The following is a 12,089-nucleotide window of genomic DNA, read 5'->3' as shown; positions in this document are numbered from 1 at the left end:
CATAACCTTATAGTAAAACGCTTTTTATAATAAGAAGCTTAGGACAGCGACAATCACAAACGCGATGCTACCAAGCAGTGTTTCCATCACAGTCCAAGTTTTGAGTGTGGTTTTCTCATCCATTTCCATCAAGCGAGAAACCAGCCAGAAGCCTGAGTCATTAAAGTGAGATAGTACCGTTGCACCACCAGCAATCGCAATCACGATAAAACATAAATCCAACTCACTCAAACCCGTGGTTTGTGCCACAATTGGCGCAATCAAAGCGGCGGTGGTGGTTAGTGCCACGGTGGCAGAGCCTTGCGCCACACGTAAGCAAGTTGCGATAACAAACGCCGCGACTATGATAGGCATGCCTGTATCGGATAACACGTCAGCCAATGCTTGGCCAATGCCACTGGCGCGCAACACACCACCAAACATGCCGCCCGCACCTGTCACAAGAATTACCGCACAGATAGGCGCTAACGAGTCACTGCACAGTTTTTCCAGCTTGCTCATTCCAAAATCTTTGGCAAACACCAGTAAACAAGTTAGCAGAGTCAGCAACAGGGCCACCGGGGTTTTACCCAACATGCGTAAGAATTCAACCAATGGCGCTTTGCCGTCAATCACACCTGCTACCGCAAGGGTATTAAGACCTGTATCCATAAAGATGAGCAGCACAGGCATCACTAAAATCGCTAATACCGTGGCAAATTTTGGCAATTTATTTTCATCAATAATTTGCTCGGTATTAAAAAACGCTTTAGAGAGTGGAATATCAAATTTCTTACCCGCATACAGGCCAAAGAGGTAAGCGCCAAAATACCAAGTAGGAATCGCGACCAAGATACCAACAATCAGCAACAGACCAAGATCAGCACCTAAAAGATCTGAAGCCGCAACTGGCCCAGGATGAGGCGGCACAAAGGCATGCATCACGGCAAAAGCACCAGCTGAAGGCAGCGCGTATTTCAATGGTGAGCCACCAAAGCGCTTCGCTACACTAAAGATGATCGGCATCATCACGATCAATCCCGCATCAAAGAAGATGGGAAAACCAAACAATAATGAAGCAATACCCAGTGCAAACGGCGCTTTTTCTTCACCAAAGCGGCCGATCAAGGTATCGGCCAGCACTTTAGCACCGCCCGTCACTTCTAAAATTTTGCCAATCATCGCACCTAAACCGACCAGCAAAGCAACAGACGCTAGGGTTCCACCAAAACCAGACATCATAGTTGGGACCACTTTTTCCGCCGCAACGCCGGTGGCAATTGCAGTGCCGAGGCTGACTAAGGTTAATGAAGCGAAGGCGTGTATCTTCAACTTCATGATTAAAATCAGTAGTGCTGCAATCGCACATCCCGCGATTGCTAATAGGTAAGCAGGGTTACTGCTTTGAGTCATCAATTCCATGTTCTTCACCTTATATCACGTATTGTTTTGTTTGTGTTTCAGTTCACAAATCTCTAAGTTACGGGTAACATGTTACCGATAACATGGATAAGATAAAGTCATATTTCCAAGTGAATTTAAAAAATGAGATCCAGCTCAGAATACCACTCAAGGAGTCCGTATGACTGGTAGTAGCATTATTGTAATGGGCGTATGCGCCTGCGGAAAAAGCACTGTAGGCGCGAAACTGGCCCAGAAATTAGGGGCGAAATTCATCGACGGTGACGACCTTCATCCAAAAGCCAATATTCTCAAAATGGCAGGCGGAGAGCCGCTAAATGATGACGATCGCAAACCTTGGTTAGAGCGCATCCGTGACGCGGCTTTTAGCTTAGAGAGTAAAAATGAGCACGGCGTGATTGTTTGCTCTGCGTTGAAAAAAACCTACCGCGATCAAATCCGTGACGGTAACCAAAATGTGACCTTTCTCTTTCTCGATGGCAGTTTTGATTTAATCATGAAGCGCATGCAAGCGCGTAAAGGCCACTTTATGAAAGCGAACATGGTGGAAAGCCAGTTCAATACGTTAGAGCGCCCCGACAACGAAGTGAAAGTCGCTATCGTTGATATCGATACGGATATTGATGAGGTTGTAGAGCGCGCCCTAGTGGCATTGCGCGAGCTCACTTTAGATGGTCAAAAGGTGTCAGCATGAGTACAGCCTTAAACCCAACCATCACAGCCGTCACCGAACGAATTATTCAGCGTAGCCGTACTTTGCGTGATGAGTTTCTCAACCGCGTCAAGGCACAGCAGCACAGTGGCAAGGGTAAAGCATCACTCTCTTGTGGTAATTTGGCTCACGCCGTCGCCGCCTCTTGCTCTCAAGAAAAAGCGCACATTCTCGATTTAACGCGTTCTAACTTAGCCATTATCACAGCATACAACGACATGCTTAGCGCGCACCAAGTGTATAAAGATTACCCTGAGCAAATCAAAAAAGTGCTCGCCCCATTTGGCCACACGGCACAAGTTGCTGGCGGCGTTCCTGCGATGTGTGATGGCGTAACGCAAGGCCAAGCGGGCATGGATATGTCGTTGTTCTCACGCGATTTGATTGCACAAGCCACGGCATTTTCACTCAGCCACAATATGTTTGATGGCGCATTACTGCTCGGTATTTGCGACAAAATTGCGCCCGGGCAACTGATGGGCGCGCTGGCGTTTGCGCACCTACCAACGGCTTTTATTCCCGCAGGGCCAATGTCCACTGGCATTACTAATGATGAGAAGGTCGATGTTCGCCAAAAACACGCGGCAGGTTTGGTTGATGATAGCGCGCTGCTGAATATGGAGTGCGCTTCGTATCACTCCCCGGGCACTTGCACTTTCTACGGCACCGCCAATACCAACCAATTAGTGTTTGAGGCGATGGGTTTAATGCTGGCAGGGTCAGCGTTTGTCGCTCCCTTTTCCCCACTGCGCCATGCATTGACGCAACATGCCGCAATCCGCCTTGCCGCCATGAGCGATGGCACGGCGCATTTCCGTCCACTTTATGAGGTGGTGACCGAAAAAAGCGTAGTCAATGGCCTAGTGGCTTTGCTCGCCTCTGGTGGCAGTTCAAACCATACCATTCATTTACTGGCTGTTGCTCGCGCGGCGGGTATTGTGCTGACTTGGCAAGATATCAGTGATCTGTCTGACGTCGTTCCTCTTGTGGTGAATGTTTACCCCAATGGTTCGGCGGATATCAATGAATTTGAGCTCGCAGGCGGCGTACCTATGTTGATGACGCGTCTGCATCAAGCGCAGTTACTTCACAGCGACGTAAAACCCGTGTTTGGTGAATTTGCAGATCAACTAAAATCACCGCAATTAGTGGGCCATACTCTAGAATGGCAAGCATGTACTCAAACTAAAAACCCCTCGGTAATCGCCCTACCTGATAAGGTATTTCAGCGCTCTGGTGGCATTAAAGTGTTATCGGGTAACCTTGGGCAAGCGGTGATCAAAGTCTCTGCCGTGGCTGAGCAGCATCGCATTGTTGAAGCGCCCGCCAAAGTGTTCGCTTGCCAACATCAGGTTGAGCAGGCGTATCAACGCGGCGAGCTCAATCAAGATTGCGTGGTTGTAGTCCGCTTCAATGGGCCAGCAGCCAATGGCATGCCTGAGCTGCATAAGTTAATGCCGATTTTGGGCAACTTACAAAAAGCGGGCTATCAGGTTGCGTTAGTGACCGATGGTCGTTTGTCCGGCGCTTCTGGTAAAATTCCTGCGGCTATTCACGTCTCACCGGAAGCATTAAGAGGCGGCGCAATTGCGCTTATTGAAGAGGGAGATAGGATCCGCGTCGATGCGGTGACAGGCCGATTAGAGAACTTAACGCCAACCGAAGGCCGCGATATCGCCACTTGTGATACTGAGCTCACACAGCAAACTTGGGGGCGCGATCTGTTTAAAGTGTGCCGAGATAATGTCTCTGCCGCCAATCAAGGGGCTTCGTTCCTCTACCCTAATTGATACAACATGAGCTTGATGTAGCCATTGAAGTGACAAACCCAACCACTTCAATGGCTGAATAACAAGCTGACTACAGGCTCTCGCCATCGGTGACACTAAAGCCTAAGTCGAACACTTTCTGCTCAATCACTTCACCCGCCAGTGCGGACAATAATAGCTCAGCACTTTTCTTGCCAATCTCAAACCGAGGCGTTTCTACACTGGTTAGCTTTGGCGAAATCGCTTGACCTATATCGAGCGCGTTATACCCCACGATTGCAATATCTTGAGGAATCTTCAGCCCTCGATGTGCACACTTCATCATGGCACCAATTGCAATGTCATCATTAGTACAGAAGATGCCGTTGATCTCTGGCCTCTCTTCTAAGGCTTGTTCGAGTAAATCACCGCCGAGAGTAAAACTTGAATGCTCTTGAGTTAGGATATGAACTGCGGTTAAGCCTGCATCTTGCATTGCACGATCATAGCCATTCATCCGCAACTGCGTTCGAGTATCAAGACGCGCACCGAGATAGGCAATATGCTGTTTGCCACTATCAATCATCTGCGTCACCACATGATACGAGGCCTGTTCGTGATCCAACCCCACCGCCATATTGATCGGCTTGTCTGGCAGCTCCATCGTTTCAACCACTGGCACACCCGCCGCTTTTAGCATTTGGATGGTACGTTCGGAGTGGTGCGTTTCGGTCAAAATAAGACCATCGACTTGATACGACAGCAACGAGGCAATTTTCTCCTCTTCTTCTTGCACGTTATAACCAAAGTGGGCAATAAGTGTATCGTAACCTCTTGCTTTGGTTACCGACTCAATCCCTTGAACTAAATTGGCAAACACTTGGTTTGACAAGGAAGGCAGAAGAATACCAATCGCCTTACTTGACGATTTCGACAACATCGCCGGGGCGCGATTTTGTATATAACCTAATTCTTCAATCACTGCGGCAATTTTTTCTTGGGTTGCCAATGCGACCGAATTGGGGTCGCGTAGAAAACGGGAAACGGTCATTTTCGTCACCCCCACGCGGTCTGCGATATCTTGCAGGGTAGGCCTAGTTTTACGTTGCATACTGCTCATTTTTATTCTGTTTTCCAACTTAATGTTACTGTAACATTAAACCTCATGACGACTGTGCATTTCAATCTTTATATCACCTCGCTAAGCTCATACACACAGAGGCAATGGCGTAATTTGTGTGACCAACTCGCACAATTATCAACAAACTCATTAATAATCCCTAAAATGGACTTGCTTTCTTGCCTCCTCACCCCAAAAAGAGAGTAATGTGAGGCAGAAGCTCTCCTTTTCATGGATCTTTGATTCATCGCAAGGCGCTTTTCCCCCTGCCAGATTAATTAATAGCTTCTGATTTTGAAGCTGCATTCTAAGGAAATAATAATGTCTGATACACCCACTACCGTTGAAACCCTAAAGCCTGTTGTTGAATCTTCCGGTTCTATTTGGGGTTATGTGGCGGGCGGTGTCGTGCTTGCAGTCGTTCTTGGTTACTTTACTTTTAAAAAGCTCAACAAACCGGCCTTTGTCATTAAGCAAATGCGTAAACGTAACCGCAAAGAGATGAAAAAACATGGTGTGGAAAGTGCCGAAGCGATGGTCGATCTCGATCTTCTACTCGATGCAGTACAAGAGTACGCCACCCAACAAGCAATGAGTGGCACAACCATGGTGCAGTTGTTAGCACCATTAAATGACGCCAATAAAATGAAATCCGCAGGAGATTTCTATCATTCAATGGCCTACATTGCCAAAAGCATCAATAACCCGACGCTAGCTAAAACATTACAGAACAAATCAAAACAGGTTCGTTCAAGCTCGCCACTGATGGCTGGCCTGCTCAAGCGTGCTGGCGTTTAACTGGCACAACAGAAAGGTCTGCGATGTGGGTGTATTACCATCACCCACATCTAAAAGTTTTCCCCTCAATTAAGGTTGAAAAGGCAGTGATGAATGGTGCAGAACAATTCGCAGTTGGCCCTGTTCATCTTTCTTAAATGCCCAGCTTTTATCCACCACGGTTTTCTTTCCTTTATTGTCGATGAGCTTAACGTGCCCCATGGTTAAGGCCACATCGCCGTTGATGTAGACTGCTGCGTTATCAAAGCTATACTCCTTCCAACCTTTTAGTGCAAAGCCAGAATCTTGTGGGTATTGCTTATCACTGCCGACAAAATACGATAGTGCTCCGTCCGCTTCTGTACGAAAGGTTTGCTCCCCACTGGCAAGCGTAGGTTTGAAAAGCACCGCACCTTGTTGATAGCCATACGCTTGGTCTAATACTTGCTTTGCCAACTTCTTCGCTTCAGCATGACCTTTTTGCTCATAAGTCTGGCTTATCTTGATTAACGCTTCTCCCCAAGCTTGCTGGGCATCAAGCACCTCTTGATGGCTAATATTGTTATTAACCAATAAGTCAGAAGCCTGAGCGGACAGCGGTAACAACCCGCAGAGTAATAATGCTGAAATAGAAATTCTTTTATGTGTACGTTGCATGATGAAGACCTTATCTAATTATCTAGTTGATGGGAGTAATGTGGTTGATGGGAGTAATTTACGGCCTCTCGATGAACCTAAAGCATGCGCTTAGATTAACTTCAGATGAATATTCTTTACCCAATACCAACGGATCGCTTACTCTGCTCATCTATTGAATTTATGCGGCGATCATTATGTTTCGTTATCAATTATCTCTCGTACTGGCTCTGTTACTCACCCTAATCTTAGCCCAAGCTGGCACCGCTTTATGGTCAAATAACGTCGCTAATGAGCACATTCAGCGCGGACAGATCTCCAATCAAATCTTGCAAAGCTTTATGCAGTTGAGCACGGAAAAACAGCAGTTAAAAATTTGGCTTGCCGAATATTTATTGACCAAAGATGGCAGCACGCTCAAACGAGACATGCGCTTTTCAAAAATTGAAGATTTGCTCAGCGAGCTCTATTTGCTAACCGAGCAAGCACAACAACACGGTATCACCAACCAAGACTTCGCCGAGATCACTCAGCAAATCAAAGTCATTTCTCTCTTTGAAACTAACTTTGGACGATTAAAAACAGCGCTTCGCTCCTGGGAAATAGCAAAAATCACAGACAATAATGATCGCTGGCTTTTACTCAGTGACACCTTTGATAAAGTGGATAATACCGACCTACGCCAGCTGCTAAATCAAGCTATTTCTCTACAGAAGCAACGTACTGCACGCTATGAAGCGGCAGCGATGAAATCATTATCTGATGTAGAAAATGTCATTGTAACCTTATCATCACTGGGGGTAGTCTTTGGCTTGCTACTCGGAGGCTGGTTACTGCGCACCTTATCCAAACCGTTAGCGGAACTGGTAAAAAGCACTTCAGCTTTAGAACAAGGCCATCTTAACCATCGAGTATCGGTCAGCGGACCAAGTGAGCTCAGAACCCTAGCGCAGCATTTTAATTACATGGCACAAAGCCTTGAAAATGCGCAGCAAAAAGAGATCGCTTCGCGTCAACTCATTGAGCGAGAAGTCACCGCACGCACCCAAGAACTCGCCAATGCACTCGAAACATTGGAGCAAGCTAAACGTCAGCAGAAAGAGTTTTTTGCGAACGTCAGCCATGAATTGCGTACTCCCGCAACGGCCATTTTAGGGGAAGCGCAAATTACCCTTCGCAGTCGTCAAAATAGTGATGAAGAGTATCGACAAACGCTACAGCGTATCAATGAATCGGCAACCCACCTTTCCTACCGGATCGACGATTTATTGCTGCTTATCCGTCAAGATGAAAAGCTGTTCCAACCGACTCTTATCCCTATCACCTTAGAGAGTCTATGGCAGTCGGTGACGAGACAAGCCACCCTTTTAACTCACGCGCATCAAGTGCAACTTGAATGCCTTCACCCACAACAGGCAAACTGGCAAGCTCGGATCTTTCATACTGATTTAGATAAGCTACTGATGACCGTGCGAATTATCGTCGATAATGCATTGCGCTATGATCCACATCACCAGCCTATTACGCTCACTCTGCTAGTTGAGCCCCAGCAATTTCATCTTCAATTGCAAGATCACGGTATTGGCATTGACCAAGAGGACCTCGCACAGATTTTCCAACGCTATTTTCGGTCCGAAAACGGCAAACGCTATCGCCCTGATGGCTTGGGGATTGGTTTAACGCTGGCTTATAACATTGTGCAACAGCAACGCGGAACCATCGCATTCCAAAGCCAACTGGCTCAAGGCACAACCGTTACACTTACCTTTGAACTGGAAGAGGAAGAATCATGAGAATTCTTTTAATTGAAGATGATGCCAGAATTGCCAACTTTATTGAGCGAGGGCTCAAAGCAGAAGGTCACCACATTCAGCGACTAAATGATGGGCAATACGCACTTGAAACACTCATAAGCGGCGAGCCCGATATTTTAATTTTAGATCGAATGCTTCCGCACACCGATGGATTAACTCTTTGTCAGCAAATACGTGAAGCCGGTATTGATGTGCGCATTTTGATGCTTTCTGCACTGGGCGAAGTTGAAGAACGGGTTCGGGGCCTACGCATTGGTGCGGATGATTATCTGGCAAAACCTTTTCATTTTGAAGAGTTACTGGCTCGCCTAGATGCGCTGCAACGTCGACATTCTGACTCTGCGCCAATGCCCACTCTACACATTGCAGACTTAACGCTCTGCTTATCAACCATGACCGTAACACGGGCAGGGCAAGCCATTGAGTTAACCGCCAAAGAACTCTCCATATTAGAGCTATTGATGCATAAACCTGGTCATATTTTTAGCCGAGAACGGATTCTTGCTAATGTTTGGGGTCTCCATCAAGATCCCCTAACCAACGTAGTCGATGTGTATATGCGTCGTCTACGCAAAAAAATTGATGACCCTTTCTCATCAGCACTGATTAAAACTAAACGCGGTATGGGCTATTTTCTCGATAAAAATAGTGGTGAGCAACGCACAGGAAATGGATAAATTTAACTCTTATCTAACAATTAGTTATCTGAGAAATTTAATATTCGTTCCGGTGCACAAATTTGCATACCTATAGTTAACATTTGTAGTTCATTACAGTATTACTGGTCATAAGTTAGGGCAACCACAAAACGACATCGAGAGTTCATTTCACTAGGTGACTTCTCAATGCCGTATTTGAACCCTCCAGCTGTAGACATAACCACTAACCGAGTTCTTACGCCTACCCCTGCCGTTCATTAAGCTTGCCCATCAGCCGTTTTTTAATTGTTCAGGAGACTCATCATGAGTGACATTGCACTTTCTATCAGCATTCTCTCGCTGGTAGCTGTGCTGGGTTTGTGGATAGGGAATTGGCGCGTCTACGGTGTTGGTTTAGGGATCGGCGGGGTGCTGTTTGGCGGTATTCTCGTCGGTCACTTTACAGGCATGTGGGGTGTGGTTCTTGACTACAATACGTTGCATTTTATTCAAGAGTTCGGCCTTATCCTATTTGTGTACACCATTGGCATACAAGTCGGACCCGGTTTTTTCTCTTCACTTCGAAGCTCAGGACTAAAACTCAACGCCTTTGCCGCACTGATTGTGTTGCTGGGCTGTGTGGTGACGGTTGCGCTTTACTATCTGTTTGATGTGCCTTTACCCGTTATTCTTGGTGTATTCTCCGGTGCAGTCACCAATACGCCGTCATTAGGCGCAGGGCAACAAATCCTGACTGAGTTAGGTGGCCAAGAGAACATGCTTGACCTTACGGGTATGGGTTATGCGATTGCTTACCCCTTTGGCATATGCGGTATTTTGCTTACCATGTGGCTGCTCAGAATTGCCTTTCGTGTCAGTGTTGACGCCGAAGCCGAAGAGTTTGAGATCCACAACGGCCACAAAAAAGAGAGCTTGCACACCATTAACGTTGCGATTAAAAACCCCAACTTAAATGGCCTGCTCTTAAAAGACATTCCCGCGCTCAGTGATGGCGATATTGTGTGCTCGCGCCTCAAACGTGGTGAACACCTTTCCGTGCCCAAACCCGATTCACGAGTTGAAGTGAATGATTTGCTTCATCTGGTCGGCGATAAAAAAGCGTTAGAAAAAGCACGCTTGGTGATTGGCGAAGAGGTCGATGCATCACTTTCGACACGCGGCACGGAGCTGCGAGTACAGCGCTTAGTCGTCACCAACGAGATTGTGCTTGGTAAAAAGCTGCGCGATCTGGATTTAAAAGAGAAATACGACGTCGTAGTTTCGCGTTTAAACCGTGCCGGGGTTGAGCTTATCCCAACCAGCCAATCTACCTTGCAGTTTGGCGACATTCTCAATTTAGTCGGGCGTCAAGAAGCGATTGAAGCGGTCAGTGGCATGGTCGGCAACGCGCACCAAAAATTACAGCATGTGCAGATGCTACCAGTCTTCGTTGGGATTGGACTTGGGGTATTACTCGGATCTATTCCGTTTTATCTACCGGGATTCCCCGCCGCTATTAAGCTCGGCTTAGCTGGAGGACCGCTGATTGTTGCACTTGTTTTGGCGCGTATCGGCAGCATTGGCAAAATGTATTGGTTTATGCCGCCCAGCGCGAACCTTGCTCTACGAGAAATTGGTATTGTGCTGTTTTTAGCCGTGGTCGGGTTAAAATCTGGGGGCAATTTTGTTGAAACCTTAGTGCAAGGCGATGGCGTCAGTTGGATGGGCTACGGCATGTTGATCACGGGTATTCCATTGATCACCGTCGGAATACTGGCTCGTGTTTTAGGCCATATTAACTATCTCACCATCTGTGGCATGCTGGCAGGCTCGATGACCGATCCACCCGCTCTTGCTTTTGCAAATGCGCTGCACGAAAGCAGTGGCGCTTCTGCATTGGCATACGCTACTGTCTATCCGTTAGTGATGTGCCTGCGCATACTCTCACCGCAAATATTGGCGTTAATTTTATGGGCAATATAGCGAACGGTTAATATCAGGCAAGCTAGATAAACAAAGTGGGTCGCTCAGTACCCACTTTTTTTTGCTGCGTTGATAATGCTCCCACACAGCAACGTCTCACCAAATCTCTACAACATAGGAACAACGGACAGTAGCAGCAACGCGCCCATCGCGCCGTTAAACCAGCGGACATAACTTGGGTGATTCATCCAGTGGCTCAACTGTTTACCCGCCGCAGTCCAAACACTGACCGACGGAATGTTCACCAAAGCAAACACCAATGAAATCAGCATTAACTGCGCCCAGCTCGCACTTTGGTTAAATACACTCACCGCAGTCAGCGCCATCGACCAACCTTTGGGGTTGACCCATTGAAACAGTACAGCCGAAACAAATGACATCGGTTGATACTGCTTCTCTCCCTGCGAAGGATTACTCAGCGCAATTTTTATCGCCAAATAGACCAAATAAATGGTGCAGGCAATTTGCAAGCCTTGTTGCAACATAGGATAACGATGGAATAAACCCGTTAACCCAACACCAACCAATAGCACCATAATGCTAAAACCAAACGTTACACCAAGCATGTGCGGAATAGTGCGCATAAAGCCCACATTCGCACCGGATGTCATCAGCATGATGTTGTTTGGACCCGGTGAAAAGGTCGAAACAAAAGCAAAAGCCACCAGTGGCCACCATTGTGTGTAATCCATCTTCTTTCTCTATTTAATAATGATGAACAAATAATAATGGTATCGGCTGGCAATATTGTGCTTATATTGGTCAATACCACTAATATTGAGCAATAAAAATAAGCCATGGACAGATTTGACGAGAGAATATTGCAAGAGCTACAACTTGATGGCCGAGTCTCGAATGTCGAGCTGGCTGAACGCATCGGCTTATCGCCCTCCGCCACGTTGCGCCGCGTGCAGGATCTCGAGCGTAAGCAGATCATTAAAGGCTATCGAGCGGTCTTAAATAAAACCCAACTTGATGTCGGGTTTGTCGCTTATGTGGCAATTGGCTTAAACAGCCACACGAAAAAAGCGCAGCTCAGTTTCGAAGAACATGTGCGCTACGCCAAGGAGGTGGTCGAATGCCACAATATTACCGGGATGAACGAATATTTGCTGCGCGTCGAAACCAAAGATCTCAGCGCCTATAAACGTTTTCACGCCGATGTGCTTGGTGAGTGCTTAACGGTGAAATCGATTACCACCATGGTGGTCATGGACTCTCCTAAAGACGAACGGCAATAGTGTGATACGCCATCACTTT

11 protein-coding genes are annotated in these 12,089 nt (G+C 46.9%); 7 read left to right on the top strand and 4 right to left on the bottom strand.

Translation table 11 applies throughout. From position 1 onward, the window contains the following. Positions 1-24: 24 nt before the first annotated feature. Positions 25-1,401, bottom strand: coding sequence for a GntP family permease (locus tag N5E84_RS03695; protein ID WP_029388227.1), 1,377 nt, complete (start codon positions 1,399-1,401; stop codon positions 25-27). Positions 1,402-1,561: 160 nt separating this feature from the next. Here N5E84_RS03695 and N5E84_RS03690 point away from each other — a divergent pair, with 160 nt between their 5' ends. Together N5E84_RS03690 and edd are read left to right on the top strand one after the other, a co-directional pair. Then, positions 1,562-2,095, top strand: a complete 534-nt coding sequence (locus N5E84_RS03690) for a gluconokinase (protein ID WP_013856467.1) — start codon at positions 1,562-1,564, stop codon at positions 2,093-2,095. Then, positions 2,092-3,903, top strand: coding sequence for a phosphogluconate dehydratase (edd, locus tag N5E84_RS03685; RefSeq protein WP_019282200.1), 1,812 nt, complete (start codon positions 2,092-2,094; stop codon positions 3,901-3,903). The genes N5E84_RS03690 and edd overlap by 4 nt, the downstream gene beginning before the upstream one ends. Positions 3,904-3,973: 70 nt before the next feature. Here edd and N5E84_RS03680 read toward each other — a convergent pair whose 3' ends face one another. Then, complete coding sequence (locus tag N5E84_RS03680) at positions 3,974-4,981, bottom strand: substrate-binding domain-containing protein (protein WP_026027817.1); 1,008 nt, start codon at positions 4,979-4,981, stop codon at positions 3,974-3,976. Positions 4,982-5,302: 321 nt separating this feature from the next. On the opposite strand from N5E84_RS03680, the gene N5E84_RS03675 reads away from it, so the two are divergent. Continuing rightward, positions 5,303-5,779, top strand: a complete 477-nt coding sequence (locus N5E84_RS03675) for a hypothetical protein (protein ID WP_164732777.1) — start codon at positions 5,303-5,305, stop codon at positions 5,777-5,779. A gap of 69 nt (positions 5,780-5,848) precedes the next feature. Here N5E84_RS03675 and N5E84_RS03670 read toward each other — a convergent pair whose 3' ends face one another. Then, positions 5,849-6,415, bottom strand: a complete 567-nt coding sequence (locus tag N5E84_RS03670) for a phosphoribosyl-AMP cyclohydrolase (protein WP_094145483.1) — start codon at positions 6,413-6,415, stop codon at positions 5,849-5,851. A gap of 176 nt (positions 6,416-6,591) precedes the next feature. Here N5E84_RS03670 and N5E84_RS03665 point away from each other — a divergent pair, with 176 nt between their 5' ends. From N5E84_RS03665 to N5E84_RS03655, 3 genes are all read left to right on the top strand, one after another. Next, positions 6,592-8,187, top strand: a complete 1,596-nt coding sequence (locus N5E84_RS03665; protein ID WP_081245303.1) for a sensor histidine kinase — start codon at positions 6,592-6,594, stop codon at positions 8,185-8,187. Further along, entirely contained in the window at positions 8,184-8,885 is a 702-nt protein-coding gene (locus N5E84_RS03660; protein ID WP_081245304.1) for a response regulator transcription factor, read from the top strand. The genes N5E84_RS03665 and N5E84_RS03660 overlap by 4 nt, the downstream gene beginning before the upstream one ends. Positions 8,886-9,170: 285 nt before the next feature. Then, entirely contained in the window at positions 9,171-10,829 is a 1,659-nt protein-coding gene (locus N5E84_RS03655; RefSeq protein ID WP_026027818.1) for a putative transporter, read from the top strand. A gap of 107 nt (positions 10,830-10,936) precedes the next feature. Here N5E84_RS03655 and N5E84_RS03650 read toward each other — a convergent pair whose 3' ends face one another. Next, positions 10,937-11,521, bottom strand: a complete 585-nt coding sequence (locus N5E84_RS03650; protein WP_013856459.1) for a LysE family translocator — start codon at positions 11,519-11,521, stop codon at positions 10,937-10,939. 105 nt (positions 11,522-11,626) lie between these two features. On the opposite strand from N5E84_RS03650, the gene N5E84_RS03645 reads away from it, so the two are divergent. Then, a complete protein-coding gene (locus tag N5E84_RS03645) occupies positions 11,627-12,070 on the top strand; it encodes an Lrp/AsnC family transcriptional regulator (RefSeq protein WP_017050939.1) in 444 nt (147 codons plus the stop codon). Positions 12,071-12,089: the final 19 nt, after the last annotated feature.

This window comes from Vibrio sp. J502, from assembly GCF_025397955.1.
Lineage (GTDB): Bacteria > Pseudomonadota > Gammaproteobacteria > Enterobacterales > Vibrionaceae > Vibrio > Vibrio anguillarum.
Note: the sequence above shows the minus strand (reverse complement) of the source record. Positions and strands in the feature narration are given on the sequence as shown.